Origin of the sequence: Pseudomonas nunensis (assembly GCF_024296925.1) — a bacterium.
Classification (GTDB): Bacteria; Pseudomonadota; Gammaproteobacteria; order Pseudomonadales; family Pseudomonadaceae; genus Aquipseudomonas; species Aquipseudomonas nunensis.
In genome coordinates this window covers 4,337,314-4,363,667 of record NZ_CP101125.1, presented here as the reverse complement: position 1 = coordinate 4,363,667, position 26,354 = coordinate 4,337,314, and the positions used below count along the sequence as shown (strand labels likewise).

Sequence of the window (26,354 nt, the reverse complement as noted above, 5' to 3'; positions counted from 1 at the left end):
TCGGCAGCTACGGGACCGCGTATGAAGATGTACCGGATTTATGTAGGAGCTGGCGAAGCCTGCGATCTTTTGATTTTGATTCAGCGCACTGAGACATCAAAGAATGGTGCGGTAGTTGGTCAGCGCCTCGACTGACCGAACCAAGCCTTGTCGTGACAGCAGATCGAGATAGGTACTGACATCCATCGACGGCATCTTCAATTGCTTGCGTTGCCGTTGGGCCGCACCGACAACGGCTGCCGGGTCCAGATCAAAGAGGTTGTCGACGAACTTGTCAGGGTGCTGCGCCTCCACTCCAAAAGGTTCCAGCGATGTGCAGGGGAAGTCTTTCTGGTTGAAGGTCACGATGACGCTGGCGTTGCAGCGAATGGCAGCCGCCAGGACATGGCGGTCATTCATGTCCGGCAGCGTTAGTCCTTGAATCAGGTCTTCGTATCCAGAGACATTGGCGTCGGGGATGGCTTGATCCATCAACTCGGAGGTTCGATCCAGTTGTTCCGTGGTCAGGTCTGGACGGTTCTTTAATAGATTGCGCTTCCATTCGTTGTGTATCTCCAGTGACCATCGCGCCCGGAAACGTCCTGAGAGCGCGAGCCACATCAGGAAGTCTCTCAAAGGGGCTGGGTACAAAACACATGCGTCATATACAGCGGTAAACGGGGAGTGCCTCACTCGTATCCTGTCCTTAACGCTTGTGCTTGCTCGGCGAGAAGCGTCATTGCTTGCTCGCTGGCGGTGTCGCGCCGGTTTTTATAATCCATCAAATCGGCAAAGCGCACACGTCGGTGCTTGCCTGTTTTGTGGTAGGACAACTCGCCGGATTCCAGCAGTTTGATGAGATGCGGGCGTGAGACGTTGAGCAGGTCCGCTGCTTCCTGGGTGGTCAATTCCGCGTGAACCGGGACGACTTTGACGGCATTGCCTTCTGCCAATGCGGCCAAGATGTCAACCAGCAATCGCAGGGCTGAAGTCGGTAGCTCGACGTTGTGAGCTTCATTTTGTTCGTCGAAAATCTGGATGCGTTGAGTTTCGAATTGCGTCGCGAGATACGCAGAGAGCGCACGTTGACCTTCGATGGCAGCTTGAACTTCGCGGGCTATGGGCAGATTGATCGGTGGATGGATGACTAAAGACATGATGGTTTCCAACATTCTGAGTATCGATGTTGGGAAGGCTATTCGAATCAAACGAAAATCGCAATAAACGAAACTGAAGCGTGTTTAAGACTCTTTCGCCAATAACGTCTGAACGTAATCCACAAACGCCCGCGCCTTCGCACTGGCCATCCTTCCCGTCGGAAACACCGCCCACAGGTCCTGATTCGGCAACTCCCAATTACTCATCACCTCCACCACTGCACCACTGGCGAGTTCCGGCGCAAACATCCACTCGGATGCCATGGTCAGGCCCAGATGAGCCAGCACTGATTCACGCAGGCCTTCGGCGGCGTTGACGCGGAGGCGACCGCTGATGATCACCGGGTGTTCTTCGTCGCCTTGCTTGAACGGCCAATTCGCGCCGCCGCCCAAACTGTAAACAACGGCTTGATGTTTAGTCAGATCGGCAGGGCAGGCCGGTTCGCCGTGTTTTTCGAAATACTGCGGTGTGCCCAGCACCACGCGCCGGCACTCGGCGATCTTGCGGGCGGTGAGGCCGGAGTCGCTCAGGGCGCCCATGCGCAGGGCCACGTCGACGCCTTCTTCCACCAGATTGATATTGCGGTCATCGAGCATCAAGTCGATGTTCAGTTCGGGGTTCTGTTCGAGAAACGGCCCCAGGTGCGGGACGATGTGCAACCGGCCGAAGGTCACGGCGGCACAGATCCGCAAGTTGCCGGTCAGCCCGCTGGCGGCACAGCGAGCGGCGTTGTCGGCCTCGTTGGCTTCTTCGATGGCGCGCTTGGCCCGGTCAAAGAACGCCAGCCCGGCTTCGGTGGGGGTCAGGCCACGGGTCGAGCGCAACAGCAATCGCACGGCGAGACGGGCTTCCAGTTGCGCGATGGTTTTCGACACGGCGGGCTGGCCGATATTCAGGCGCCGGGCTGCGGCGGAAAACGAACCGGTTTCCACCACGTAGACGAAGGTTTCCATTGCGCCGAGGCGGTCCATCTTGAGTCCTTGTGCAAATGTGGTGACTTGCCGAGATCCCCTGTGGGAGCGGGCTTGCTCGCGAAAGCGGTGTATCAGTCAATATCAATGTTGCTGACATACCGCCTTCGCGAGCAAGCCCGCTCCCACAGGGGATTTATGTGGTCTGAAAAAAGTCGTTAGAACGCCGCTTTTCCCACCGAAGCACCACCATCGACAAACAGCGTCTGCCCGGTAATGAACCCGCTCTGCTCGGACAACAGAAAGGCAATCGCCGAAGCGATTTCTTCCGGTTGCCCCAACCGACCCATCGGTACGCTGGCCAGATAACGCGCTTCACCTTCGCTGCCGATCGGATTGTTCTCGCGAAACAGCTCCGTTTCCGTCGGGCCGGGGGCCACGGCGTTGACCGTGATCCCGGTTTGCGCCAGTTCCAGCGCCCAGGATCGGGTGAAGCTGACCAGCGCCGCTTTCGCCGCCGCATACGCCGTGCGCTGGGTGATCCCGAGCACCGTCAGGCTGGAAATATTCACCACCCGGCCCCAGCCTTTGGCGCGCATGTTCGGCAGCAGCGTCTGGGTTGCTTGCAGGGCCGAGTGCAGGTTGACCCGCATCACGTCGTCAAAGGTGTCGAGGTCGATTTCGCCCAACACCTGCGGTCGGACCAAGCCGACGTTGTTCACCAGCCCATCGAACTCGTACTGGCTGGCCAGATCCGCCAATACTTCCCGGGTCAGCGCCCGGTCGCTCAGGTCGAGTGGAAACAACGTGCCGGGGAACGTCAGGTCCGGTGTCCGGGCAATCCCGACCACGCGATGACCGGCACGGTCCAGGTGCTCGGCCACGGCACGGCCAATGCCTTTGCTGGCGCCGGTGATGAGAAACGTACGTCGGGTCATGACAACTCCTATCAGGATGTGCCGCGGGTAACGCGGCACTTGATCGGTTCAGCCGCGAAGCGCATCCAGCATCGCTTCAGGCTCTGGTCGCTGAGTGTAATCCGGGTTGACCTCGGCGTAACGGATGACGCCATCCTGACCGATCACATACCGCGCCGGCATCGGCAGGGTCCAGGACGGGTCATCGTTGAAGGTGGGCAGGTCGTTGCGCAGGTTTTTGTACAACTCGACCAGGTAATCCGGCAACGCGAAACGCAGACCGAAAGCCTGCGCCACATCATTGTGAGTGTCGCTCAGGATCGGGAACTCCAAACCATTGGTGCGCACCGATTTGCGGCTGTTGGCGGCGATCTGCGGCGAGATCGCCACCAGGTTCGCCCCGACTTCCTGCAACGTCGGCAGGAACGCCTGCAAGGCTTGCAGCTCCATGTTGCAGTACGGACACCAGACACCGCGATAGAACGTCAGCACCAACGGACCCTTGGCCAGCAGATCGGCGGAGGACACAAGGTTGCCGTCGGGATCCTTGAGCGTAAACAACGGCGCCTTGTCCCCGACCTTTAGGGCTTTGCCGGCCGCGGCGGACGCAATCAACTCAGCGGTGGCGCGCTCCATGACCGGGTGGATTTCAGCCGGAGCGTTGTAGGGCGGTTTACCGGCCTTGAAGTCAGCTTTGAACGCATCGAGTTTTGCTTGCAGGGTCATGATCGTAATCCTTGAAGAGGAGGCCGGTTGGCTGCGATCAATGGTGACCTTGGGCGGGGGGAGCGGGGAACGTGGGTGGGGGGCATAGGATTCATTCTTGGGAAGAATGAGGCGCCTGATAAATCGCCTTCGCGGGCAAGTCGGATCGCCGCCCGCTCGCTTCTACAGGTTTTACACAGATCCTGTAGGAGCGAGGCTTGCCCGCGAAGCTTTTAAGGCTTTACGCCGTCGCCAGCGAACGCTTTTCCGAAACACTCAAAAACCGCAACAACGCCAACAACGGAAATGCGCTACCCACAATCACGATCCACAACCAGCCGCCGTGTTCATACACCGCACTGGCCACCGACGAACCAAACGCGCCGCCGATGAAGATGCTGGTCATGTAGAGCGCGTTCAAACGGCTGCGGCTTTTGGCGTCGAGGGCATAGACCGCGCGTTGGCCGAGGACCATGTTCATTTGCACGCAGAAGTCGAGTACCACGCCGGTGACGGCCAGGCCGATGACGCTGTAGAGCGGGTGGATAAACGCGGGCAGGAAGCTCAGGCTGGCGAACACCAGGGCCAGCAGTGAGGCGATGCGGGTGTGGCCGGCATCGGCCAGGCGTCCGGCAATCGGCGCGGCGATGGCACCGATGGCGCCGACCAGGGCGAAGATCGCGATCTGGGTCTGGCTCAGGCCATGATTGCGTGCGAGTTCCAGCGGCACGGCGGTCCAGAACAGGCTGAACGTGGCGAACATGCAACCCTGGTAAAACGCTCGCTGGCGCAACACCGGTTGTTGGCGCAGTAAGGTCCACAGCGAACCGAGCAACTGACCATATGAAGCATTGTGATCAGGTTGGCGCTTGGGAATCGTCAACGCGAGCACGATGCTGATCGCCGCCATCAACGCCGCCGCGATGATGAACATCGCCCGCCAGCCGAAGTGGTCAGCCACCACGCTGGACACCGGCCGCGCCAGCAGAATCCCCAGCAGCAAACCGCCCATGATCCCGCCGACCACGCGGCCGCGAGACTCTTCCGGCGCCAGATGTGCGGCCAAAGGAATGAGGATCTGCACCGACACCGAACTGAAACCCACCAGCAACGAGATCAACAGAAACACATTCGGCTGATCGGTAAACGCCGCGCCCAGCAGGCTGGCAATCGCTACCAGCGTGGTGATGATCATCAGCTTGCGGTTTTCCAGCAGGTCACCCAGCGGCACCAGGAAAAACAGGCCCAGCGCATAACCAATCTGGGTCAGCGACACGATGAAACTGGCCATGGTGCTGGTCAGGCCGATGTCCGGCGCGATCAAACCAATGATCGGTTGGGCGTAATAGATGTTGGCAACGATGGCGCCGCAGCAGAAGGCAAACAGCAGGACCATGCCTTTGGTCATTGTCGTGGCGCCGTGGGGCGCCTGGGTCGCTGGGTTCATAACGTGTCTCGCTGAGCAAAAGAGGATGCGCGCAGGCTAATTGGCTGACTGGTACGGCGGAAGAGAGGTTGGAGTGATAGTAATCATTCCATTGCGGAATGAGTGACGGACGCGCGTGATGTCCACCGATGAGCCTGGCGTCAAAACATTGAAGTCCGATGATACATTCACTTACATCTTGTTCGATAGCGTGCTTATGTTCTCTCTTCACGTTTCATAACAGGAAGGCACTTCCATGAATGCGATGTTTCGTCACCTGATTCGCGGTGCGTCAGTGGTTACCTTGATCAGCTTGTTCACGGCGGGCGCCGCCCAGGCGGCCGAAGCGCCGGGCATGCGCATCGGCGTGCGCGGCGAGATCACTGGCGTCAGCGCCGACAGCTTGAAAGTCCACGCCAACAGTGGCGAAAACGTGGTCATCAAACTGACCAATGACACCAAGGTCCGCGCTGTCACACTGGCCAATATCGAAGACATCAAGCCTGGTAGCTACATCGGCTCGGCGGCCATTCCTCAGGATGACGGCACCCTCAAGGCCCTGGAAGTCCACGTCTTCCCGCCAGAACTGGCTGGCAGCGGCGACGGCCATCGGCCCTTTGATCTGGCCAAGGGCAGCAGCATGACCAATGGCAGCGTCGGTGATCTGGTGGTCAGCAATGGCCGCACATTGACCGTCAACTACAAGGGTGGCCAGCAGAAGATTCTGGTGCCGGAGGATGTGCCGATCGTCAACCTGATGCCGGGGGATCGCAGCTTGCTCAAGGTCGGGGTGAAGATCGTGACGTTCGTGACCCAGAGCGCGGATGGCACGCTGACGGCGCAATCGATTTCGGCAGGCAAGGATGGCGTGACGCCGCCGATGTAGACGCCGAGTCACAATCCCCTGTGGGAGCGGGCTTGCTCGCGAAGAGGGCGCGTCAGGCAACATTGATGTCGACTGACACGGCCTCTTCGCGAGCAAGCCCGCTCCCACAGGGATCTTCAGTGAATATAAATTTGCTGTTCAGACACAAAAAAGGCGACCTCTGCAGGTCGCCTTTTTCATGGCTGCTTAGCGGTTACTGCGCATAAATCTGATCAAAAACCCCGCCATCATTGAAGTGGGTCTTTTGCACCGTGCGCCAGTCACCAAAGGTCTTTTCTACCGAGAGGAAATCAACTTTCGGGAAACGATCGGTGTACTTGGCCAACACCGCTGGATCACGCGGACGCAGGTAGTTTGCCGCAGCAATTTCCTGACCTTCTGGCGACCACAGGTATTTCAGGTATTCGTCAGCAGCGGCGCGGGTGCCTTTTTTGTCGACGACTTTATCGACGACCGACACTGGCGGCTCGGCCTCGGCGGAAACACTTGGGTAGATCACTTCAAACTGATCGCGACCAAACTCGCGGGCAATCATTTCCGCTTCGTTTTCGAAGGTCACCAGCACGTCGCCGATCTGGTTGGTCATGAAAGTCGTGGTGGCTGCGCGGCCGCCGGTGTCCAGCACAGGTGCTTGTTTGAACAGTTTGCCGACGAAGGCCTTGGCCTTGTTTTCGTCGCCGCCATTCTTCAGCACGTAGCCCCAGGCCGAGAGGTAAGTGTAGCGGCCATTACCCGAAGTTTTCGGGTTAGGCACGATCACCTGCACGCCGTCCTTGAGCAGGTCGGGCCAGTCTTTCAGGGCTTTCGGGTTGCCTTTGCGCACGATGAACACCGTAGCCGAGGTGAACGGCGCGCTGTTGTTCGGCAGGCGGGTCACCCAGTTGTCCGGGACCAGTTTGCCGTTGTCCGCCAGGGCGTTGATGTCGGTGGCCATGTTCATGGTGATCACGTCAGCCGGCAGGCCGTCGATCACCGAACGCGCTTGTTTGCTGGAGCCGCCGAAGGACATCTGCAGGGTGATGTTTTCGTTGTGCTCGGCTTGCCAGTGTTTCTGGAACGCAGTGTTGTAATCCTTGTAGAAATCTCGCATCACGTCGTAGGAAACGTTTAGCAGGGTCGGTGCGGCCTGAGCCACGCTGGTCAGTGCCAGGCCAGCGGCCAGAAGTGAGGCGCCAAAGAGTTTTTTCACTGCGCATTCCTTGTTCGAAATAAGTGTTTTTATTAAAAGTGAGGCAATTTGCCAGCGACTATAGCCGGGCTCGCATAGTCCTTTAAAGATTAAAAAGCACTTTGCTTATTCCAGTTTCTTAAACAACGCATTGCCACACCGCGAGCAAAACGCCGCGCCATGTTCATGGCTGTTTTTCTTGCACACCGGGCAGTCGTGTTGCAGCTGTTCGCCGCGCATGGCGTTGGCCAGTTCGGCGGTGAAAATCCCGGTCGGCACGGCGATGATCGAGTAGCCGGTGATCATCACCAACGACGAAATCACCTGACCCAACGGCGTCTTCGGCACGATGTCGCCGAAGCCCACGGTGGTCAGCGTCACGATAGCCCAATAGATACCTTTGGGAATGCTGGTGAAACCGTGTTCAGGACCCTCGATCACATACATCAAGGTGCCGAATACCGTCACCAGGGTGCAGACGCTGACCAGGAACACCACGATCTTCTGCTTGCTGCCGCGCAGCGCCGACATCAGATAGTTGGCTTGCTTGAGGTACGGGCTGAGCTTGAGCACGCGGAAAATCCGCAGCATCCGGATGATCCGGATAATCAGCAAGTACTGCGCATCGGCGTAATACAGCGCGAGGATGCCGGGCACGATCGCGAGCAAATCCACCAACCCGTAAAAGCTGAACGCATAGCGCAACGGCTTGGGCGAGCAGTACAGGCGCAGGCCGTATTCGATGGCGAAGATGACCGTGAAGCCCCACTCGATGTACGCCAGCACGTTGGCGTAGTTCTGGTGGATCGAGTCGATGCTGTCGAGCATCACGATGATGATGCTGGCGAGGATGATCAACAGCAGGATGCCGTCGAAGCGCCGTCCCGCCTTGGTGTCGCTTTGGAAAACCATGACGTAAAGCTCTTCACGCCAGTTTTTGCTGCTGTCCATGGATACCGCCTGAACCGAGAATCAGCGAAGCCTAGGTTGATTCTCCCCAGGAGCGCAAGGCTCACGGACGACTGTGGCGTTACCGGGCTTTTGAGTGGCGGCACGGACCAGCCAGCAGGCGAGGATGAACGGCGCGGTCAGCGTGGGCAGACCGATGGTGGCAAACACCGGCGTCAGCAACAACGCCGCCGCAATGCCGAGCAACGGCAGCCATGACTTCTGGCGCTGCGAGCTGAAGGCGAGGGCGGCGAGTACGGCGTTATAGCTGCCGAGCCCCAGCAATGCACTGTAGAAGTCGTGGTGCAGCAGGCTCCAGCCCATGCCTGCGACGGACGCGAACAACGCCCAGCAGAAAGCGCGGCGATCAGCGATCAGCAAACCGGCGGCAATCATCGCTCCGGCCAGTGGATGTCCCAGGAACATCACTTGGCCAAGGCCTTTGAGCGGGGCAGCGAGCATGTTCAGCGTGTTGATTTCGATCAGATGCGCCGTGGTCGACGGTGTGGCGAAGCACAGCAGCAACCAGCTCATCCCAACGAAAGGCATGGTGTAGGCCGGCAGGTATTGGCTGAGTCGAGCGCGTCTGAGCCACTGTTGAGTCAGCATCGCGCTCAGGCCGCCGCAGGCGATGATCATCAGAGGCAACAGGGCGGACCACGGGAAATACAGACTCAGCAGCAGGCCAAGCAAGACACCGTTATAGCTGAACAGCCCGGCCTGTCGATCAGCCTTGGCATAGCCGCGACGTTGCGCGGTGAGCAATCCGGCGACTCCGCCCAGCAGCGCACCGCCGAGCAGCGCCGGCGCGGTAAAAAGGATCGCCAACAGGCACAGCAGACCGCACAGCGGATGGCGCTGGAGGAAGATCTGACTGAAACCGTTGAGCAGGGCAGTGGCCCAGTCGGGGCAGTGGGTGTTGAAGTGGTTGGCAGGCATTTTATTTTTTGTTTGTCAGGTGGATCGCGTCATCGTTCTTCGCGGGCAAGCCTCGCTCCTACAGGTTTGAGTCGTTCCCAATCATCACGGCCGACACAAAATCTGTAGGAGCGAGGCTTGCCCGCGAAGAGGCCGGTGCAGGCGCTAAATCAACGTCTCGATACGCAACGAGTTAGTCGACCCCGGCTGCCCAAACGGCACACCCGCAGTGATCAACAACGTATCGCCGCGCTGCGCCATGCCTTGCGCCTGGGCAATCTCCAGCGCCGTCGAGCACACTTCATCTACCTGCCGCAGCCGATCATTCACCACCGAGTGCACGCCCCACGCCACGGTCAGGCGGCGAGCGGTTTGCAAGTTCGGCGTCAGGTTCAGGATCGGCACCGTCGGCCGCTCCCGCGCCGCACGCAAACTCGAGGTGCCGGACTCGCTGTAATTCACCAGCACCGCCACCGGCAGCACATTGCTGATGCGGCGAATCGCACAGCTGATTGCATCGGAAACCGTGGCTTCAGCCTTCGGCCGGCTCACGTCCAGTTGCGTCTGATAATCCGGACCGTTCTCCACCTGGCGAATGATCTTGCTCATCATCTGCACGGCTTCCAGCGGGTACTCGCCGGACGCGGTTTCCGCCGACAGCATTACTGCATCCGCACCTTCGGCCACGGCGTTGGCAACGTCAGTCACTTCGGCACGAGTCGGAGCCGGGGAGAAGCGCATCGACTCCAGCATCTGCGTCGCCACCACCACCGGCTTACCAAGTTCACGGCAAACGGTGATGATGTTTTTCTGGATCTGCGGCACGCTCTCGGCCGGCACTTCCACGCCCAGATCGCCGCGAGCGACCATGATCGCGTCGCTCAACTCAGCGATTTCCCGTAGCTGCGTGACCGCCGACGGCTTCTCGATCTTCGCCATCAAAAACGCCTTGTCGCCGATCAGCGCGCGGGCCTCGCGGATGTCTTCCGGACGCTGCACAAATGACAGCGCGACCCAATCCACACCCAGCTCAAGGCCGAAGCTCAGATCGCGGCGATCCTTGGCGGTCAGCGGACTCAGGTCGAGCACCGCTTGCGGCACGTTCACGCCTTTGCGATCCGACAATTCGCCGCCATTCAACACCGTGGTGTCGATCGCGTCGGCGTACTTGGTGATTACCCGCAGGCGCAGCTTGCCGTCGTCCAGCAGCAGGTCCATACCTGGCTCCAAGGCGGCGATGATTTCCGGGTGCGGCAGGTTGACCCGGCGCTCATCCCCCGGCGTCGGGTCGAGGTCCAGGCGCAGGGCCTGGCCGCGATGCAGTTGCACCTTGCCCTCGGCGAACTTGCCGACCCGAAGTTTCGGGCCTTGCAGGTCCATCAGGATCCCGAGCGGGTAATTCAATTGGCGCTCGACTTCACGAATCCACTGATAGCGCTGGGCATGGTCGGCATGATCGCCGTGGCTGAAATTCAGGCGGAAGATGTTGACCCCGGCCTCGACCAATTCGCGGATGTCATCGATCCCGTCCGTGGCCGGGCCGAGGGTGGCGAGGATTTTGACCTTTTTATCAGGCGTCATTTTTTGTGCTCTCGAGGATCAGGATGGCGCGGAAGTCGTTGACGTTGGTGCGGGTCGGCTCGGTGACGATCAGCGCGTCGAGCGCTTCGAAATAGCCGTAGCCGTTGTTGTTATCCAACTCGTCGCTGGCGCTCAGACCCAGGGCCACGGCGCGGGCGTAGCTGTCCGGGGTCATGATCGCTCCGGCGTTGTCTTCGGAGCCGTCGATGCCATCGGTGTCGCCGGCCAGGGCGTAGACGCCGGGCAGGCCTTTGAGGCTGTCGGTCAGGCTCAACAGGAATTCGGCGTTGCGCCCGCCGCGCCCATTGCCGCGCACGGTGACCGTGGTTTCGCCGCCGGACAGAATCACGCACGGCGCCGCCAATGGCTGGCCATGCAGGACGATCTGTCGGGCGATGCCGGCGTGGACCTTCGCCACTTCCCGGGATTCGCCTTCCAGGTCTCCGAGGATCAGCGGACTGAAACCGGCCTGACGGCATTTCACTGCCGCCGCTTCCAAAGATTGTTGTGGGCGGGCGATCAATTGGAAATGACTGCGGGCCAGGCTCGGGTCGCCGGGTTTGACGGTTTCCGATTCCGGACTTTGCAGCCAGGTACGCACCGAAGCCGGGACTTCGATGCTGTAGCGCTTGAGGATCGCCAGGGCTTCGGCGGACGTGCTCGGGTCGGCCACGGTCGGGCCGGAAGCGATGACCGTCGCGAGGTCGCCGGGCACATCGGAAATCGCGTAGGTATACACAGTTGCCGGCCAGCAGGCCTTGCCGAGACGGCCGCCCTTGATCGCCGAGAGGTGCTTGCGCACGCAGTTCATCTCGCCGATGGTCGCGCCGGATTTGAGCAGGGCTTTGTTGATCGACTGCTTGTCGGCGAGGGTGATGCCTTCGGCTGGAAGGGCGAGCAGCGCCGAGCCACCGCCGGAGAGCAGGAAGATCACGCGGTCGTCTTCGCTCAGGTTGCTGACCAGATCCAGCACGCGTTTGGCCACGGCCAATCCAGCGGCGTCCGGTACAGGATGGGCGGCTTCGACCACTTCGATTTTTTCGCACGGAGCGCCGTGGCCGTAGCGGGTGACTACCAGGCCGGAGACTTCGCCCTGCCAGCAACGCTCGACCACTTGGGCCATGGCGGCTGCGGCTTTGCCGGCGCCGATCACGATCACGCGACCGCTGCGATCTTTGGGCAAATAGGCTTCGAGGACTTGCTGCGGATGGGCCGCGTCGATGGCTGTGGCAAACAGTTCGCGCAGCAGGTGTTGCGGATCGACCGACATGGCGGGCTCCCGGAATTTCTTGTTATTTGGAGGGCAACTCGGTTCCTTGTGGGAGCGGGCTTGCTCGCGAAAGCGGTGTGTCAGGCGACATCAATATTGACTGTGCCGGCGCCTTCGCGAGCAAGCCCGCTCCCACAGGGGTTTGTGCAGGGCTTACTTCTTATCGCGAATCGAGAAATTCGCCATGTGTTCCAGGCCCTTGATCAGCGCCGAGTGGTCCCAGTTGCTGCCACCGATGGCCGCGCAGGTGCTGAACACTTGCTGGGCGTTGGCGGTGTTCGGCAGGTTGATGTTCAGTTCTTTGGCGCCTTGCAGGGCCAGGTTCAGGTCCTTCTGGTGCAGGCTGATACGGAAACCCGGGTCGAAGGTGCCTTTGATCATGCGCTCGCCGTGCACTTCGAGGATCTTCGACGAAGCGAAGCCGCCCATCAGCGCTTCACGTACCTTGGCTGGATCGGCACCGTTTTTCGAAGCGAACAGCAGGGCTTCGGCCACAGCCTGGATGTTCAGCGCAACGATGATCTGGTTCGCCACTTTCGCGGTTTGACCGTCGCCGTTACCGCCGACCAGGGTGATGTTCTTGCCCATGGCCTGGAACAGCGGCAGGGCGCGTTCGAAGGCATCGGCATCGCCGCCGATCATGATGCTCAGGCTCGCAGCCTTGGCGCCGACTTCACCGCCGGACACTGGCGCGTCGAGGTATTGGGCGCCTTTTTCGTTGACCTTGGCGGCGAAAGCTTTGGTGGCGGTCGGCGAGATCGAGCTCATGTCGATCACGACTTTGCCCTTGCCGACACCGGCAGCGATGCCGTCGGCGCGGAACAGCACGTCTTCGACCTGCGGGGTATCCGGCACCATGATGATGATGAATTCGGCTTCTTGCGCGACTTCTTTCGGGTTGGCCAGGGCGATAGCGCCACCGGCAATCAGATCAGCCGGGGCAGCGTCGTGGTGCGCCGACAGGAACAGGCTGTGACCGGCTTTCTGCAGGTTCAACGCCATTGGGTGGCCCATGATGCCGGTGCCGATAAATCCGATTTTAGCCATGAGAAAATCCTCTTGTTTTTATGCTGCTTCAAGCAAATAGGGGAGTGCTGCTCTGGGTGGGAGCGGGCTTGCTCGCGAATGCGGTGGAACATTCAATATCCGTGTTGACTGAACCACCGCATTCGCGAGCAAGCCCGCTCCCACAGGGATCTATGTCAGATCGCGTTATGGGTTTTCAGCCAGCCGAGGCCCGCTTCTGTGGTGGTCAGCGGCTTGTATTCGCAACCGACCCAACCCTGATAACCAATGCGATCGAGGTGTTCGAACAGGAAGCGGTAGTTGATTTCACCGGTGCCCGGTTCGTTGCGGCCAGGGTTGTCCGCCAACTGCACATGGTTGATCTCGCCCAGGTGCGATTGCAGGGTGCGGGCCAGGTCGCCTTCCATGATTTGCATGTGATAGATGTCGTATTGCAGGAACAGGTTGGCGCTGCCGACCTGTTCGCGAATCGACAGGGCTTGCGCCGTGTTGTTCAGGTAGAAACCCGGGATGTCGCGGGTGTTGATCGCTTCCATCACCAGTTTGATGCCCGCCGCTTGCAGCTTGTCGGCGGCGTACTTGAGGTTGCTGACGAAGGTTTTTTCCACGGTGGCGTCATCGACGTTTTGTGGACGGATACCGGCCAGGCAGTTGATCTGGGTATTGCCCAGCACCTTGGCGTAAGCGATGGCCAGATCGACCCCAGCGCGGAACTCTTCGACCCGATCCGGCAGGCACGCGATACCGCGTTCGCCCTTGGCCCAGTCACCGGCCGGCAGGTTGAACAGCACCTGGGTCAGACCGTTGGCGTCGAGCTTGGCCTTGATCTCGGCGGAGCTGAAGTCGTAAGGGAACAGGTATTCGACACCACTGAAACCGGCCTTGGCGGCCGCTTCAAAACGGGCAAGAAAATCCTGTTCGGTGAACAGCATGGACAGGTTGGCTGCGAAACGCGGCATGGTGGTCTCCCGTAAAATATAGGACCTGTAGCAGCTGCCGAGGCACGAGGCTGCGTTGGGCTGCGAAGCGGCCCCCGATGGCAGCCCTTCGATGGCGGTCCTGCGGACACGCAACGCAGCCTCGTGCCTCGGCAGCTGCTACAGGTATCAGTTCAACTTAATCGAGCAACGAAATCGCCGTTGGCGCATCGTTGCCGACCAGCGCCAGGTCTTCGAATTCGTTGACGGCGTTGATCTCGGTGCCCATGGAAATGTTGGTCACGCGCTCCAGGATAATCTCGACGATCACCGGCACCTTGAACTCTTCGATCAGCTCCTGGGCCTTGCGCAGGGCAGGCTGGATCTGACCCGGTTCGAACACACGCAGCGCCTTGCAACCGAGGCCTTCGGCGACGGCGACGTGATCGACACCGTAACCGTTGAGTTCCGGAGCGTTCAGGTTATCGAAGGACAACTGCACGCAGTAGTCCATGTCGAAACCGCGCTGGGCCTGACGGATCAGCCCCAGGTACGAATTGTTTACCACAACGTGGATGTACGGCAGCTTGAACTGCGCGCCCACCGCCAATTCTTCGATCATGAACTGGAAGTCATAGTCGCCCGACAGAGCCACGACCTTGCGGGTCGGATCAGCCTTGACCACGCCCAGCGCCGCCGGAATGGTCCAACCCAACGGGCCGGCCTGGCCGCAGTTGATCCAGTGACGCGGTTTGTAGACGTGCAGGAACTGCGCGCCGGCAATCTGCGACAGGCCAATGGTGCTGACGTAGCACGTGTCTTTGCCGAACACTTGGTTCATCTCTTCGTACACACGCTGCGGCTTGACCGGCACGTTGTCGAAGTGTGTCTTGCGGTGCAGGCTGGCCTTGCGCTGCTGGCAGTCTTGCAACCAGGCGCTGCGGTTTTTCAGCTTGCCAGCGGCTTGCCATTCGCGAGCGACTTCGATGAACACGGTCAGCGCGGCAGCGGCGTCGGACACGATGCCCAGGTCCGGGGTGAACACGCGGCCGATCTGGGTCGGTTCGATGTCAACGTGAATGAACTTGCGGCCTTCGGTGTAGACGTCGATCGAGCCGGTGTGACGGTTGGCCCAACGGTTACCGACGCCCAGCACCATGTCCGATTTCAGCATGGTCGCGTTGCCGTAGCGGTGCGAGGTTTGCAGGCCAACCATGCCGACCATCAATGGGTGATCGTCCGGAATCGTGCCCCAGCCCATCAGGGTCGGGACGACCGGGATGCCGGTCAGCTCGGCGAACTCCACCAGCAATTCGCTGGCGTCGGCGTTGATGATGCCACCACCGGCTACCAGCAATGGACGCTCGGCCTGGTCGAGCATGGCCAGGGCCTTCTCGATTTGCACGCGGTTAGCGGTGGGCTTGGCCAGCGGCAGTGGTTCGTAGGCATCGATGTCGAATTCGATTTCGGCCATCTGCACGTCGAACGGCAGGTCGATCAACACTGGACCTGGACGGCCGGAGCGCATTTCGTAGAAAGCTTTCTGGAACGCGTACGGCACTTGGCCCGGTTCCATGACCGTGGTGGACCACTTGGTCACTGGCTTGACGATGGCGGTGATGTCGACGGCCTGGAAGTCTTCTTTATGCATGCGCGCCCGTGGTGCCTGGCCGGTGATGCACAGGATCGGGATCGAATCGGCCGAGGCGCTGTACAGGCCGGTGACCATGTCGGTGCCGGCCGGGCCGGAAGTACCGATGCACACGCCGATGTTGCCGGCCTTGGTGCGGGTGTAGCCCTCGGCCATGTGCGAAGCGCCTTCAACGTGGCGAGCGAGCACGTGATCGATGCCACCGACCTTCTGCAGGGCGGAGTACAGCGGGTTGATCGCGGCGCCCGGGATGCCAAAAGCGGTATCAACCCCTTCACGGCGCATCACCAGAACGGCGGCTTCGATTGCTCTCATTTTGCTCATGGTTTTGGTGCCTCTTACGTTTTGTAATTGTATACAAGTGGCTTTGCGCAGAGTTTATTCACGGCGGACGGCGCAGGTCAATCCATTTTCTCAAGCGACTGTTTCATTCGTCGGAAGCCTGTTCTGCTGTGGCTTTTCGTCGCATGTGGCGCTTTTCGAGAATTATTGTATACAAATAAATAATCTATTGTGTTCTATTTGTTGCATCGGACTGCGGCACAAAACCGCAGTCCCACCGTTTTCCAATAACAAAATGAGGACGGCACCATGAGCGCTTTAACCTTGAAAGACGCAGTCAGCCTGACCACCCAGGCCATCGCCGCAGCGCGTGCGATATCCGCAGCACCACTGACCATCGCGGTACTCGATGCCGGCGGCCACTTGATCTCTTTGCAGCGCGAAGACGGCGCCAGCCTGCTACGCCCGCAAATCGCCATCGGCAAAGCCTGGGGCGCCATTGCGCTAGGCAAAGGCTCCCGCTTGCTGGCGCTGGACGCTCAGCAACGGCCGGCGTTTATTGCAGCGCTGAACAGCCTGGGGCAGGGCAGCGTGGTGCCGGCACCGGGTGGTGTGTTGATCCGGGATCAGGATGGGAATGTGCTGGGAGCGGTGGGAATTAGCGGGGATCTGTCCGATGTGGATGAGCAATGTGCGATCAGCGCGATTGAAGCGCAGGGGTTGCGGGCGGATGCGGGGGTTACTGCTTGATTTGTGGTGACTGAACCGCCGCCATCGCGAGCAAGCTCGCTCCCACATTGGATCTTCATTGTTCAAAAATTCCCTGTGGGAGCGAGCCTGCTCGCGAAGGCAATTTCCTAGACACATCCTGCTAAAAGTCTGCCCCACCCTTTGGCATTTACAGGTCTAGCCTTCTTCATGACTTAATCATGAAAGGGCAAAGGAATGCCGGATCTAGCTGCTTCACATCGCCTGCGCATTGGGCGCTATGCCGAACAGAACCGAATTTATCTTTTAACCACCAACACTTTCGGCAGAGAGCCAGTCTTCAAAGACTTTTTCTTGGGCCGACTAGTGGTCGAACAATTCCGAGCTGCTCAGAACCAAGGTTGTGCCAACTCATTGGCCTGGGTTGTTATGCCTGATCATATTCATTGGCTGATTGAGTTGCAGCGGGGCTCACTGAGCGAGCTGATGCAAAGGACCAAATCTCTGAGTACCAAAGCGGTGAAACTGGCCACCGGTCGCAAGACTGGTCTATGGCAGAGAGGCTTTCATGATCGAGCACTGCGCCGTGAGGAAAATTTGGTGAATATTGCTCGATATGTTGTCACCAACCCAGTGAGGGCAGGGCTGGTTGTCAAGTATGGTGACTATCCGCTGTGGGATGCGATTTGGGTTTGAACTGAAACCGGGTTGCCTTCATTCGCGAGCAGGCTCGCTCCCACAGGGGATTATTGAACACCGAAGATCGAGTGTGGGAGCGAGCCTGCTCGCGAATGGGTGTGCTCGGTCCATCAATCCGGCTCACACCCCTTCAACACCAACCGAATTATCGTCTGCGCCGCCGCCTCATAATCCGCTTCATCCAGCTTCGCCTTCCCCGTCACCGCCGAGATCTGCCAGTCGAAGTCGGCGTAGGTCTGGGTTGCGGCCCAGATGCTGAACATCAGGTGGTTGGGGTCGATGGGGGCGATTTGGTCGCGGTCGATCCAGGTCTGGATGCAGTCGATGTTGTGTTTGGCTTGGCCGTTGAGGCGCTCCACCAGGTCGGCGCTCAGGTGTGGGGCGCCGTGCATGATTTCGCTGGCGAACACCTTGGAGGCGAAGGGCAGGTCGCGGGAGATGCGGATCTTGGAGCGGATGTAGCCGCTCAGCACTTCGCTGGGCACGCCGTCGGCGTTGAACGGCGTCGAGGCCTGCAGGATCGGCTCGATGATGCTTTCCAGGACCTCGCGGTAGAGGTTTTCCTTGGATTTGAAATAGTAGTAGACGTTGGGCTTGGGCAGTCCCGCCTTGGCCGCGATATCACTGGTTTTGGTCGCAGCGAAGCCCTTGTCGGCAAATTCTTCACTGGCGGCACGCAGGATCAGTTCTTTGTTGCGCTCGCGGATAGTGCTCATAAACCAGGTGGTTCCTTGCCTGTTCTGGCGGTTGCGCATGGTAGCACCGGCCTCGCGCGGCGCTCAAGAATGCCCCGCAGCGCATCGGCTCGCGCTATGCTGCGCGGCATTCACTATTCGAAGGAAACCTGATTCATGGCAGGAAGCAGTTTGCTGGTTCTGATCGACGACATTGCCGCCGTCCTCGACGACGTCGCGTTGATGACCAAAATGGCCGCCAAGAAAACCGCCGGCGTGCTCGGTGATGACCTGGCGCTCAACGCCCAGCAAGTCAGTGGTGTACGCGCCGAACGGGAAATCCCGGTGGTCTGGGCCGTGGCCAAGGGTTCGTTTCGCAACAAACTGATCCTGGTGCCGTCGGCATTGGCCATCAGTGCGTTCATTCCGTGGCTGGTCACGCCGTTGTTGATGATCGGTGGTGCCTACCTGTGTTTCGAAGGTTTCGAGAAACTGGCGCACAAATTCCTGCACAGCAAGGCTGAAGACGACGCCGAACACGCGCAACTGGTCGAGGCCGTGGCTGACCCGGCGACCGATCTGGTGGCCTTCGAACAGGACAAAATCAAAGGCGCGATTCGCACTGACTTCATTCTTTCGGCGGAAATCATCGCCATCACCCTCGGCACCGTGGCCGACGCCTCGCTGACCCAGCAAGTGATCGTGCTGTCGGGCATCGCCATCGTCATGACCATCGGCGTCTATGGCCTGGTGGCAGGCATCGTCAAGCTCGACGACCTCGGCCTGTGGCTGACCCAGAAGCCAGGGCAGATGGCCAAAAGTATCGGCGGGGCGATCCTGCGTGCAGCACCGTACATGATGAAAAGCCTGTCGGTGATTGGTACCGCGGCGATGTTTCTGGTCGGTGGCGGAATCCTGACCCATGGCGTGCCGGTGGTGCATCACTGGATTGAAGGCGTTAGCGCGAGTGCCGGCGGGGCCGGGTTCATCGTGCCGACGTTGTTGAATGCGGTGGCTGGGATTGTGGCGGGTGCCATTGTGTTGGCCGGTGTGATGCTGGTGAGCAAAATCTGGAAATCGGTGAAAGGCTGAAACCTGGTTATCTCCAGAGATAACCACAACCCAATGTGGGAGCGGGCTTGCTCGCGAAAGCGGTGTTTCAGTCAACATCTCTGTTGAATGTGACCCCGCTTTCGCGAGCAAGCCCGCTCCCACATTGGATTAGTGGTGTTCTGAAAACTGGTTGTCTCAATTCAAACCCAACAGCATTTCAATCATCCACTTGTGAAACTGATTGTGTGACGATCTGCCATGCCACGCGGCAACAATGTCGAAGCTCTCGGGTTGGTCATCAAGATCGAGTAGCTTGAGATTGGCCCCCGGGGCCAGCGCCGAGGGCAGGAACGTAATAACGTCGTTGGCGTCCAGGAAACGCTGCAAAGAGGTGTAGCAAGGCAATATCGCGATGACCTTTCTTGAGATGTCGTGCTTTTTGAGAAAGCTGTCCACCGTGTCGTTGAGCTGGTCCTTCCGGTTGCTGACCGAGACATGCGGGAATTTTTCGAGGTCTTTCAGGCTGTGAATCTGGTTGATCAAGTCGGAACGATTGCCCACCGCGCAGGCGTAGTGATCTTTTTTCAACTCGATCTGATTGAGCCCTTGATCAATAAACGCCTTGAATCCAATTAAAAGATCCGCTTCCCCCGACAACAACATGTCTTTGTATTGTTCTGGGTAAAAATCAAGAATCTTGAAACTTATGTTGGGTGCACTGGCTATGACTTTCGACACCAATACCGGAATGATCGCTTGTTGCGCATGTTCATTGGCGATGATCGTGTATTCGCGTTTCAAACTCTTGAGGTCATAAGGCGTATCGTCGTTCAGCTTGTCGACTTCGGCCAGTACTCGCTCAAACTTGATCGCCAGTTCGAACGCAAAGTCAGTTGGCGTGAGGCCATTACTGTTTCTGACGAACAGGACGTCGTTGAATTCTTCACGGAGTTTTTTCAGGTATTCGCTGATTGCCTGCTGAGACAGGCCGATTTGCAGGCCCACCCGCGACGCGTTTTTTTCTTTCATCAAGTGCATAAACACGCGCATATGCTTGATTTCGATGCGGTCTACCATGATTGCTTGTATCACTTACAAGGAAAGATTGTTTTTTATTGTATCGCCGGTTTTTTAGACTGCCAGCGGTTTCAACAAAATACTTTTTCTAATGATGAGTGATTTATGAAGACTGTAATTGTGATTGGTGCACAGGGGAAAATGGGCCGGGCGGCAATATCGGGCATGAGCAAACATCGCGTAATTACCGCAAGTCGCTCTGGGGGAGGGTGTGATTATAAAGTCGATATCACTGATCCGGCGTCCATCGTTCAGCTATTCAAAACGATTGGCAAGTTTGATGCAGTCGTTAATACAGTAGGTGTTTGTGAGTACGCGCCGTTTATGGACATGACCGCAGAGCAGTGGGACACCACCATTGGCAGCAAACTGATCGGCCAGATCAATCTGGTCAAAATAGGCGCTGAGTACATTGCTGACGGCGGATCATTCACCTTGATCTCCGGGATCCTGAACTTGAAACCTATCCCTTGGGCCATTGCAGACGCCACCACCAGCGGTGCGATTGATACCTTCGTCAAATGCGTTGCCAATGAATTGCCGAGAGGCATCCGCATCAACGTGGTCAATCCGACCGTGCTGACCGAGGCGTGGGATGTTTATGGCGAGATGATGCCGGGTTTCCAGCCAGTACCGGGCAGTCTGGTTGGCAAGGCGTTCGAGCGATCGGTAGACGGTTTCATCACCGGTCAGGTGCTGGTAGTCGATGCCTGAAAAGTTGCCGCCGCCGAGGCATCAAATGCACTCGGCGGCGGCACGGGTTGTCACTCGGCGATCTGCAACTTGCGCGACTCGGTGTACACGTAACGCACCTTTTCATACTCGAACGGCGAGTTCAGCTGACCGTAGCGGAAGCTGGTCTGGTAGCGCTTGTCGACGCCGCGCAGGACCCAGATTTCCGGGTGGTTGGAGCTGACTTCGGAGACGTTCAGGAAGTTGACCGCCGCCTCGCCGGTGTAATCGACCACCAGGCCTGCGGTATCACGCAGGTTGGACGGGCCGAGGATTGGCAGCACGAAGTAGGCACCGCTCGGTACGCCGTAGAAACCCAGGGTCTGACCGAAGTCTTCGCTCTGGCGCGGCAGGCCCATGGCGGTGGCCGGGTCCCACAGGCCGGCAACGCCGATGGTGGTGTTGAGCAGCAGGCGCGCGGTGGTTTCCAGCGAGCGGTGGCCCTTCAGCTGCAACATGCTGTTGAGCAGGTTTGGCACGTCACCCAGGTTGTTGAAGAAGTTACTCACACCGGTACGCAGAAAGCTCGGGGTGATGTAACGATAGCCATCGACCACCGGCAGGAACACCCATTGGTCGAAGCGGTAGTTGAAGTGGTAGACCCGGCGGTTCCACTCTTCCAGCGGGTCGTAGACGGCCAGTGCGTTGAGCGTCGAACGTTCGAACTCGCGCTGATCCAGCCCCGGGTTGAACTTGAGTTTGCTCAACGGTTCCTTGAAACCGTCATTGTCGATCACGACCGGCGCGTTGGCTTTGCTGTTGTCGGCATTGGCGACGCCTGCACAGAGTAACGCTGCGATAAGCAGGAGATATTTAGCCACGGAAGAACTCCAGCATGGCGTCGCTGTTGACGCGATAGTTAAGGTTGCCGCAATGGCCGCCCAATGGGTAAACGGTCAGGCGATCGCCGAAGGTCCGGCGCAGGAAGCCCAGGTCGCCAGGGCCGAGAATCACGTCGTCGGCATTGTGCATGACCGAGATTTTCGGGCTGTCGTGCAGGTAATCCTTCAGCGCATACAAACTCACCTGGTCGATCAGTTGCAGCAGGCTGCCGCCGTCGGTGCGGGCGCGCCACATCGGGATGACTTGTTCAGTGATGTAGCAGTCGAAGTCGCATTGCAGCGCGCGCTTGAGGAACGGCGTGAGGCTGGTGCCTTCGGTAATCGGGTACTTCGGCGGCGTGATCAGGCCACGGCGGTTGATCAGGTCGGAGGTAAAGGCAATGTCGGCCGCCGAGAAGCGGAACGAGGTGCCGATCAGCATGGCCATCTGTTCGTTGGTCAGGTGCTGCTTGGACTGCTGGAAGTCATAGAGCAGGGCATCGTTGAGGTCGATGTAGCCTTTTTGCTGGAAGTAACGGGTCAGTTTGTTCAGCACCAGCTCATAGAAAGTGGTGCTGTTGTTGATGCCCTTGACCTCGGTTTGTACCAGCTTGTCGAGGTTGGTGATCGAGGTGTAGAGGTTGACCGGCGGGTTCAGCAACAAGACTTTCTTGAAGTTGAAGCTGCGACGGGTTTCGTCCAGGTGCGCGACGAACGCGGCATCCAGGGCGCCCAGGCTATAGCCGGTCAGGTAGTACTCGGTGACTGGCGTTTTCGGGTTTTGCGCCCGTACGGCCTGCATCACCCGGTACATGTCTTCGGCGTCTTCCTTGGTGATACCGGGTGTCGCGAAACGTGAAGCGGCGCTCATGAAGTCAAAGCTGGTGGGCGATGAGAGCTGCACGACGTGGTAGCCAGCCTTGTAGTAGAGCTTTTTCAGGTATTCGTTGAGGCTGCTGTCATAGCGCGCGCCGGTGCCGGCGATCAGGAAAATCAGCGGGGCGGCGTGATCCTGGGTCGCAATGCGGTAGGTGAGTTTTTTCACCGGCCAGAAGTTGTCTGGCAGGCTGAATTCACGCTCCGGGCGCAACCGCACGCTGCGGTCCTGCTGATTGATGTCTTCGTTGGCCGGCAACTCCGGGCGCAACTCCGGTGGAGTCGTGGCAATTGTTGCCTCGAACGGGTTGGTCAAGGGGTAGCCATAGCTGGCGGCGTCGATATCGACCGCCAGTGCGGACGCACTCAAAATAAGGCCGCCAAACAGGGCGGCGAAGCGCAAGGAACGGAGCATGACTAGATCCCTTAGAGAAAGGTGCCGAATGAAGTTCGCAGGCTATGACCACGGGGTTTGCGCCAAAGTGCCATGGATCGGCACCAATCAGGGCTAAATTCGGAGTAATAGTAGCTGGACGATACACTTTGCAGCGATTCGTTGCCCAGTTAACTGTTGTTAACGCTTGCACAAGGCCGCCGGGGGATTAAGCTGGCGGCCGTTTTCGTCTATTGGAGTGCTTCATGTCCCGCCGTCTGCCCGTGATTCTGCTGCTTGTTTTGCTGCCTTTATGGCTGGCCGCCAGTTATGGCGCGCGTTATGGCTTCATGGAGGATGCGCAATGGGTCGGCCTCTGCGTGGACGAGGCGAGTCGCTGGGAATGCCAGGTTCGGTCGAACCTCGGGCTGATGATCCACTTCAAGGTCTTGGGCTGGGGCGCAGTGGCCGCAGCAGTGATCGGTTTTGTCGTACCGGGCCGGGCAGGGTGGTGGCTGGCGGTGTTGGCGCTGGTGCTGGGGTTCCCGGCGTTGGCGTTGTACAACACGACGCTGGCGGTGTTTGCGGTGGTGATTGCGGCATTGCGGTTGGTCCGGGCGTCGCGTAGCGCCTGACAGTCAGTCTTCGCGGGCAAGCCTCGCTCCTACAGATTTTTGTCGTACACATCATTTGTGAACGGGTAACCCTGTAGGAGCGAGGCTTGCCCGCGAAGAGGCCGCCAGCAGCGCTAAAGATCAGCCTTTACGAACCCGCAAACAACGCCACAACGCAGCCACCATCAACACACTCACCAGCGCCCAACCCCAGGCCTGCTGATTCTGCAGCCCTTCACGAAACAGCTGCGGCGCAATGCCGGCACCGATGATGAAGGTCAGCAAGGCAATCTCCCGACGCGGCACATTCACCGGACGGCACAGGTACACCAGCGCCGGCAGGATAAACGCGACGCTAGGGAAACTGCGATAACGCGGGTCGAACACCAGTTCCAGCATCATCACCGCCGCCGCAAAGCCTGCGGCTGCCACCAGCCAACCCGCCCGACGTTCCAGCACATTGAAGGCGCGTTCACGCCAACCGGTGCGAGCGCTCAGCGTCAGCGCGGCATGCGCCAGCACCAGCAGATTCAACGCCGTCAGCAAACCGACCCACAACCATTCACTGGCGAAACGGGTAGTCACCCGCGCCAGATCGCCCCAAGCCCCGATCGAGCAGGCCGCCAGTGCGCCCAATAGCGGCAGCACCAACGCGGCGCGGGTGCTGCGAACCCGACCGCCCAGCAGCAGCGTGCCGAGGAAGATCAAGCCGCCCACCGCCAGCCATTGCGACCAATAAGGAACGTTCGATACCGGACCGGCCAACACGCCTTTGTCTTGGCGATCGGCATCGAACAGCCCCCAATAGCCGCCGACCGCACCTTCACTGGCACGTTTCCACGGCTGGTCAAAAGCCTCGATCAGGTTGTAATGCCAGTTTTGCTCTTCGGCCATGGCGACAAAACCACGGATGAACTTGGCTTCGTTGACCCGGCTCGGCAGCGCGGTTTCACGTTGGCGGCCTTCGCTCGGCCAGCCGGTTTCACCGATCAACACATCCTTGGGCGCAAATTTGTTGCCGAACACCTGACGCACTTCGGCCACGTGTTGCAGGGCGGCGTCGATGTTCGACGGATCATCTTCCCAGTACGGCAGCAAGTGAATAGTCAGGAAATCCACCGCCGGGGCGACTTCCGGGTGCTTGAGCCAGAACTCCCACACGTCGGCATAGGTGACGGGCTGTTTGATCTGGCTTTTGACCTGATTAATCAGCTTGGCCAGTTGTGCGCCAGTGACTTCCTTGCGCAGCAACGCTTCGTTGCCGACGATCACTGAGGTCACCACGTCCGGGTTGGCGTTGGCCGAGGCAATCAGCAGCTCGACTTCCTTGGCGGTGTCCACCGGATTGCTGTTGACCCAGGCACCGATCATCAGCTTCAACCCGTGCTTGCGCGCCAGATCGGGCAGGGCCTCGAGGCCGGTCATGGAATAGGTGCGGATGCATTCGAAGCTTTTGGACAGCAGCGCGAGGTCGGCGTCCATGCGCTCCGGGCGCAACTTGAACGGCTGGTCGAACGGCGATTGGTCCTTGTCGAACGGGGTGTAGGAGGCGCATTGCAACTTGTGCGTGGCGCTGGCGACGTCCGGCAGGATCACCGGTTTACCGAGGCCGTACCAGAAACCACCGAGGGCAAACAGCCCGAGCAGGCAGGCGAAAAGATAAGCCAAAAAAGGAAAGCGTGATGTCGCGGGCATGGTCAGGCCGTCTGGGAGCAAAGGCGCGCATGTTACCTGCATTTGCCCCGGGCTTGGTGGCCTGCATGATTTTGACATGCAAAGTTCGGGCGGATCGGACGGGTTGTTTAGGGTGCTCACGATTAATGGCGTTCTGATGTCGTTTCTCGATGCCTTGAGGTCGCTGGCAGCACAGGTCGCTGATGTCGTGAGGTTGATTATCGAGGCGTCAGTGTTCTCATTGCTAAATCACGCTGACGATCGAACGAGTTTGCGGTGAGGCGTGATGGGGCGCTTCGCACCATAACAATACGTTGACGCCGCTCGGCATCCGTCGGGCGCAGCACTTTCGGGGAAGTAACGATGAAGATGCGACGACTTTTAGGCGCGAGTGCCGCTCTGGTACTTGCGATTGGCTCCACATTCGCCAATGCCGAGAGCAAAACCCTGAGCATCGGTTACGTTGACGGTTGGTCCGACAGCGTTGCGACCACTCACGTGGCCGCCGAAGTGATCAAGCAGAAACTCGGTTATGACGTGAAGCTGCAAGCCGTCGCCACCGGGATCATGTGGCAGGGCGTGGCCACCGGCAAACTCGACGCCATGCTCTCCGCGTGGCTGCCCGTGACCCACGGCGAATACTGGACCAAGAACAAGGATCAGGTCGTCGATTACGGCCCGAACTTCAAGGACGCGAAAATCGGCCTGATCGTGCCGGAATACGTGAAAGCCAAGACCATCGACGATCTGAAAACTGATGACAGCTTCAAGGGCCGCATCGTGGGCATCGACGCCGGTTCGGGCGTGATGCTCAAGACTGATCAGGCGATCAAGGATTACGGCCTGAGCAACTACACCCTCAAGGCCAGTTCCGGCGCCGGCATGATTGCCGAGCTGACCCGCGCCGAGAAGAAAAACGAATCCATCGCCGTCACCGGTTGGGTGCCGCACTGGATGTTCGCCAAGTGGAAACTGCGCTTCCTCGACGACCCGAAAGGCGTATATGGCGCTGCTGAAACCGTAAACAGCATCGGCAGCAAAGAACTGGCGACCAAAGCACCGGAAGTGGCCAAGTTCCTGAAAAACTTCCAGTGGGCGTCGAAAGACGAAATCGGCGAAGTCATGCTGGCCATCCAGGATGGTGCCAAACCTGAAGCCGCTGCCAAGGATTGGGTGGCTAAACACCCGGACCGCGTTGCCGAATGGACCAAGTGATTTGATCGCAAGCGTCTAGTCAGTACCTCTCAAGGCCCCTTGGCATAACTGCCAAGGGGCCTTTTGTTTTTCCCTGTGGGAGCGGGCTTGCTCGC

26 protein-coding genes are annotated in these 26,354 nt (G+C 59.0%); 7 read left to right on the top strand and 19 right to left on the bottom strand.

What is annotated here, in order from left to right; genetic code table 11:
• Positions 1-96: 96 nt before the first annotated feature.
• The 6 genes from NK667_RS19030 to NK667_RS19005 all read right to left on the bottom strand — a co-directional run bounded on the left by NK667_RS19030 (position 97) and on the right by NK667_RS19005 (position 5,117).
• Positions 97-672 carry a PIN domain-containing protein gene (locus tag NK667_RS19030; RefSeq protein WP_054615741.1) on the bottom strand — a complete coding sequence of 192 codons (576 nt, stop codon included), beginning with the start codon at positions 670-672 and terminating at the stop codon, positions 97-99.
• Positions 669-1,136, bottom strand: coding sequence for a helix-turn-helix domain-containing protein (locus tag NK667_RS19025; protein ID WP_054049618.1), 468 nt, complete (start codon positions 1,134-1,136; stop codon positions 669-671). The genes NK667_RS19030 and NK667_RS19025 overlap by 4 nt, the downstream gene beginning before the upstream one ends.
• Before the next feature lie 84 nt (positions 1,137-1,220).
• Positions 1,221-2,108 carry a LysR family transcriptional regulator gene (locus tag NK667_RS19020; RefSeq protein ID WP_054615740.1) on the bottom strand — a complete coding sequence of 296 codons (888 nt, stop codon included), beginning with the start codon at positions 2,106-2,108 and terminating at the stop codon, positions 1,221-1,223.
• Positions 2,109-2,266: 158 nt separating this feature from the next.
• On the bottom strand, positions 2,267-2,986 hold the full coding sequence (locus NK667_RS19015; RefSeq protein ID WP_054049404.1) for an SDR family oxidoreductase: 720 nt from the start codon (positions 2,984-2,986) through the stop codon (positions 2,267-2,269).
• A gap of 48 nt (positions 2,987-3,034) precedes the next feature.
• Positions 3,035-3,691, bottom strand: coding sequence for a peroxiredoxin-like family protein (locus tag NK667_RS19010; RefSeq protein WP_054615739.1), 657 nt, complete (start codon positions 3,689-3,691; stop codon positions 3,035-3,037).
• Positions 3,692-3,911: 220 nt separating this feature from the next.
• On the bottom strand, positions 3,912-5,117 hold the full coding sequence (locus NK667_RS19005; protein ID WP_054615738.1) for an MFS transporter: 1,206 nt from the start codon (positions 5,115-5,117) through the stop codon (positions 3,912-3,914).
• Between the two features lie 235 nt (positions 5,118-5,352).
• Between NK667_RS19005 and NK667_RS19000 the strand changes: the two genes are divergently transcribed.
• Complete coding sequence (locus NK667_RS19000; protein ID WP_177331445.1) at positions 5,353-5,982, top strand: DUF5666 domain-containing protein; 630 nt, start codon at positions 5,353-5,355, stop codon at positions 5,980-5,982.
• 193 nt (positions 5,983-6,175) lie between these two features.
• Here the strand turns inward: NK667_RS19000 and NK667_RS18995 are convergent, their stop codons facing one another.
• From NK667_RS18995 to gcl, 8 genes are all read right to left on the bottom strand, one after another.
• Entirely contained in the window at positions 6,176-7,171 is a 996-nt protein-coding gene (locus NK667_RS18995; RefSeq protein ID WP_054049411.1) for a sulfate ABC transporter substrate-binding protein, read from the bottom strand.
• 105 nt (positions 7,172-7,276) lie between these two features.
• Complete coding sequence (locus NK667_RS18990) at positions 7,277-8,101, bottom strand: ion transporter (RefSeq protein WP_054049413.1); 825 nt, start codon at positions 8,099-8,101, stop codon at positions 7,277-7,279.
• A 21-nt stretch (positions 8,102-8,122) separates the two neighbouring features.
• Positions 8,123-9,037 (bottom strand): urea transporter, encoded by a 915-nt coding sequence (locus tag NK667_RS18985; RefSeq protein ID WP_054615737.1) that lies wholly within the window; start codon positions 9,035-9,037, stop codon positions 8,123-8,125.
• 144 nt (positions 9,038-9,181) lie between these two features.
• Entirely contained in the window at positions 9,182-10,597 is a 1,416-nt protein-coding gene (gene pyk / locus NK667_RS18980; RefSeq protein WP_054049416.1) for a pyruvate kinase, read from the bottom strand.
• Positions 10,587-11,867, bottom strand: coding sequence for a glycerate kinase type-2 family protein (locus NK667_RS18975; protein ID WP_054615736.1), 1,281 nt, complete (start codon positions 11,865-11,867; stop codon positions 10,587-10,589). The genes pyk and NK667_RS18975 overlap by 11 nt, the downstream gene beginning before the upstream one ends.
• Before the next feature lie 153 nt (positions 11,868-12,020).
• Positions 12,021-12,914 (bottom strand): 2-hydroxy-3-oxopropionate reductase, encoded by an 894-nt coding sequence (locus NK667_RS18970; protein WP_054049420.1) that lies wholly within the window; start codon positions 12,912-12,914, stop codon positions 12,021-12,023.
• Positions 12,915-13,069: 155 nt separating this feature from the next.
• Positions 13,070-13,852 (bottom strand): hydroxypyruvate isomerase, encoded by a 783-nt coding sequence (gene hyi, locus NK667_RS18965; RefSeq protein WP_054049422.1) that lies wholly within the window; start codon positions 13,850-13,852, stop codon positions 13,070-13,072.
• Between the two features lie 157 nt (positions 13,853-14,009).
• Complete coding sequence (gene gcl / locus NK667_RS18960) at positions 14,010-15,785, bottom strand: glyoxylate carboligase (protein WP_054615735.1); 1,776 nt, start codon at positions 15,783-15,785, stop codon at positions 14,010-14,012.
• A 267-nt stretch (positions 15,786-16,052) separates the two neighbouring features.
• On the opposite strand from gcl, the gene NK667_RS18955 reads away from it, so the two are divergent.
• Together NK667_RS18955 and NK667_RS18950 are read left to right on the top strand one after the other, a co-directional pair.
• Positions 16,053-16,493, top strand: coding sequence for a GlcG/HbpS family heme-binding protein (locus tag NK667_RS18955; RefSeq protein WP_054615734.1), 441 nt, complete (start codon positions 16,053-16,055; stop codon positions 16,491-16,493).
• A gap of 195 nt (positions 16,494-16,688) precedes the next feature.
• Positions 16,689-17,147 (top strand): REP-associated tyrosine transposase, encoded by a 459-nt coding sequence (locus NK667_RS18950; protein WP_054049428.1) that lies wholly within the window; start codon positions 16,689-16,691, stop codon positions 17,145-17,147.
• A 113-nt stretch (positions 17,148-17,260) separates the two neighbouring features.
• Here NK667_RS18950 and NK667_RS18945 read toward each other — a convergent pair whose 3' ends face one another.
• A complete protein-coding gene (locus NK667_RS18945; RefSeq protein WP_054615733.1) occupies positions 17,261-17,866 on the bottom strand; it encodes a TetR/AcrR family transcriptional regulator in 606 nt (201 codons plus the stop codon).
• A gap of 135 nt (positions 17,867-18,001) precedes the next feature.
• Between NK667_RS18945 and NK667_RS18940 the strand changes: the two genes are divergently transcribed.
• Positions 18,002-18,916: a DUF808 domain-containing protein gene (locus NK667_RS18940; RefSeq protein WP_054615732.1), complete on the top strand. Its 915-nt coding sequence runs from the start codon at positions 18,002-18,004 to the stop codon at positions 18,914-18,916.
• Between the two features lie 156 nt (positions 18,917-19,072).
• Here the strand turns inward: NK667_RS18940 and NK667_RS18935 are convergent, their stop codons facing one another.
• Positions 19,073-19,954 (bottom strand): LysR family transcriptional regulator, encoded by an 882-nt coding sequence (locus tag NK667_RS18935; RefSeq protein WP_054615731.1) that lies wholly within the window; start codon positions 19,952-19,954, stop codon positions 19,073-19,075.
• 105 nt (positions 19,955-20,059) lie between these two features.
• Here NK667_RS18935 and NK667_RS18930 point away from each other — a divergent pair, with 105 nt between their 5' ends.
• Positions 20,060-20,668 (top strand): short chain dehydrogenase, encoded by a 609-nt coding sequence (locus tag NK667_RS18930; RefSeq protein WP_054615730.1) that lies wholly within the window; start codon positions 20,060-20,062, stop codon positions 20,666-20,668.
• 50 nt (positions 20,669-20,718) lie between these two features.
• On the opposite strand, the gene NK667_RS18925 is transcribed toward NK667_RS18930, so the two are convergent.
• Both NK667_RS18925 and NK667_RS18920 read right to left on the bottom strand, forming a co-directional pair.
• On the bottom strand, positions 20,719-21,507 hold the full coding sequence (locus NK667_RS18925) for an MlaA family lipoprotein (RefSeq protein WP_054615729.1): 789 nt from the start codon (positions 21,505-21,507) through the stop codon (positions 20,719-20,721).
• Positions 21,500-22,798, bottom strand: a complete 1,299-nt coding sequence (locus NK667_RS18920; RefSeq protein ID WP_054049439.1) for a serine/threonine protein kinase — start codon at positions 22,796-22,798, stop codon at positions 21,500-21,502. Before NK667_RS18920 ends, NK667_RS18925 begins: the two co-directional genes overlap by 8 nt.
• A 224-nt stretch (positions 22,799-23,022) precedes the next feature.
• Between NK667_RS18920 and NK667_RS18915 the strand changes: the two genes are divergently transcribed.
• Positions 23,023-23,391: a hypothetical protein gene (locus tag NK667_RS18915; protein WP_054615728.1), complete on the top strand. Its 369-nt coding sequence runs from the start codon at positions 23,023-23,025 to the stop codon at positions 23,389-23,391.
• Between the two features lie 120 nt (positions 23,392-23,511).
• On the opposite strand, the gene NK667_RS18910 is transcribed toward NK667_RS18915, so the two are convergent.
• A complete protein-coding gene (locus NK667_RS18910) occupies positions 23,512-25,107 on the bottom strand; it encodes a glycoside hydrolase family 17 protein (RefSeq protein ID WP_054615727.1) in 1,596 nt (531 codons plus the stop codon).
• Between the two features lie 300 nt (positions 25,108-25,407).
• Here NK667_RS18910 and NK667_RS18905 point away from each other — a divergent pair, with 300 nt between their 5' ends.
• Positions 25,408-26,259, top strand: coding sequence for a glycine betaine ABC transporter substrate-binding protein (locus NK667_RS18905; RefSeq protein WP_054049444.1), 852 nt, complete (start codon positions 25,408-25,410; stop codon positions 26,257-26,259).
• Positions 26,260-26,354 lie beyond the last annotated feature (95 nt).

What these genes read in the sequence shown, in the direction of transcription:
- NK667_RS19000 (WP_177331445.1), top strand. Translation starts at nt 5,353, where the DNA reads ATGAATGCGATGTTTCGTCACCTGATTCGCGGTGCGTCAGTGGTTACC.
- NK667_RS18940 (WP_054615732.1), top strand. Translation starts at nt 18,002, where the DNA reads ATGGCAGGAAGCAGTTTGCTGGTTCTGATCGACGACATTGCCGCCGTC.
- NK667_RS18920 (WP_054049439.1), bottom strand. Translation starts at nt 22,798, where the DNA reads ATGCTCCGTTCCTTGCGCTTCGCCGCCCTGTTTGGCGGCCTTATTTTG.
- NK667_RS18930 (WP_054615730.1), top strand. Translation starts at nt 20,060, where the DNA reads ATGAAGACTGTAATTGTGATTGGTGCACAGGGGAAAATGGGCCGGGCG.
- NK667_RS18915 (WP_054615728.1), top strand. Translation starts at nt 23,023, where the DNA reads ATGTCCCGCCGTCTGCCCGTGATTCTGCTGCTTGTTTTGCTGCCTTTA.
- gcl (WP_054615735.1), bottom strand. Translation starts at nt 15,785, where the DNA reads ATGAGCAAAATGAGAGCAATCGAAGCCGCCGTTCTGGTGATGCGCCGT.
- NK667_RS19015 (WP_054049404.1), bottom strand. Translation starts at nt 2,986, where the DNA reads ATGACCCGACGTACGTTTCTCATCACCGGCGCCAGCAAAGGCATTGGC.
- NK667_RS18990 (WP_054049413.1), bottom strand. Translation starts at nt 8,101, where the DNA reads ATGGACAGCAGCAAAAACTGGCGTGAAGAGCTTTACGTCATGGTTTTC.
- NK667_RS18955 (WP_054615734.1), top strand. Translation starts at nt 16,053, where the DNA reads ATGAGCGCTTTAACCTTGAAAGACGCAGTCAGCCTGACCACCCAGGCC.
- NK667_RS19005 (WP_054615738.1), bottom strand. Translation starts at nt 5,117, where the DNA reads ATGAACCCAGCGACCCAGGCGCCCCACGGCGCCACGACAATGACCAAA.
- pyk (WP_054049416.1), bottom strand. Translation starts at nt 10,597, where the DNA reads ATGACGCCTGATAAAAAGGTCAAAATCCTCGCCACCCTCGGCCCGGCC.
- NK667_RS18910 (WP_054615727.1), bottom strand. Translation starts at nt 25,107, where the DNA reads ATGCAGGTAACATGCGCGCCTTTGCTCCCAGACGGCCTGACCATGCCC.
- NK667_RS18905 (WP_054049444.1), top strand. Translation starts at nt 25,408, where the DNA reads ATGAAGATGCGACGACTTTTAGGCGCGAGTGCCGCTCTGGTACTTGCG.
- NK667_RS19010 (WP_054615739.1), bottom strand. Translation starts at nt 3,691, where the DNA reads ATGACCCTGCAAGCAAAACTCGATGCGTTCAAAGCTGACTTCAAGGCC.
- hyi (WP_054049422.1), bottom strand. Translation starts at nt 13,852, where the DNA reads ATGCCGCGTTTCGCAGCCAACCTGTCCATGCTGTTCACCGAACAGGAT.
- NK667_RS18935 (WP_054615731.1), bottom strand. Translation starts at nt 19,954, where the DNA reads ATGGTAGACCGCATCGAAATCAAGCATATGCGCGTGTTTATGCACTTG.
- NK667_RS18985 (WP_054615737.1), bottom strand. Translation starts at nt 9,037, where the DNA reads ATGCCTGCCAACCACTTCAACACCCACTGCCCCGACTGGGCCACTGCC.
- NK667_RS18950 (WP_054049428.1), top strand. Translation starts at nt 16,689, where the DNA reads ATGCCGGATCTAGCTGCTTCACATCGCCTGCGCATTGGGCGCTATGCC.
- NK667_RS18975 (WP_054615736.1), bottom strand. Translation starts at nt 11,867, where the DNA reads ATGTCGGTCGATCCGCAACACCTGCTGCGCGAACTGTTTGCCACAGCC.
- NK667_RS19020 (WP_054615740.1), bottom strand. Translation starts at nt 2,108, where the DNA reads ATGGACCGCCTCGGCGCAATGGAAACCTTCGTCTACGTGGTGGAAACC.
- NK667_RS18945 (WP_054615733.1), bottom strand. Translation starts at nt 17,866, where the DNA reads ATGAGCACTATCCGCGAGCGCAACAAAGAACTGATCCTGCGTGCCGCC.
- NK667_RS18970 (WP_054049420.1), bottom strand. Translation starts at nt 12,914, where the DNA reads ATGGCTAAAATCGGATTTATCGGCACCGGCATCATGGGCCACCCAATG.
- NK667_RS19025 (WP_054049618.1), bottom strand. Translation starts at nt 1,136, where the DNA reads ATGTCTTTAGTCATCCATCCACCGATCAATCTGCCCATAGCCCGCGAA.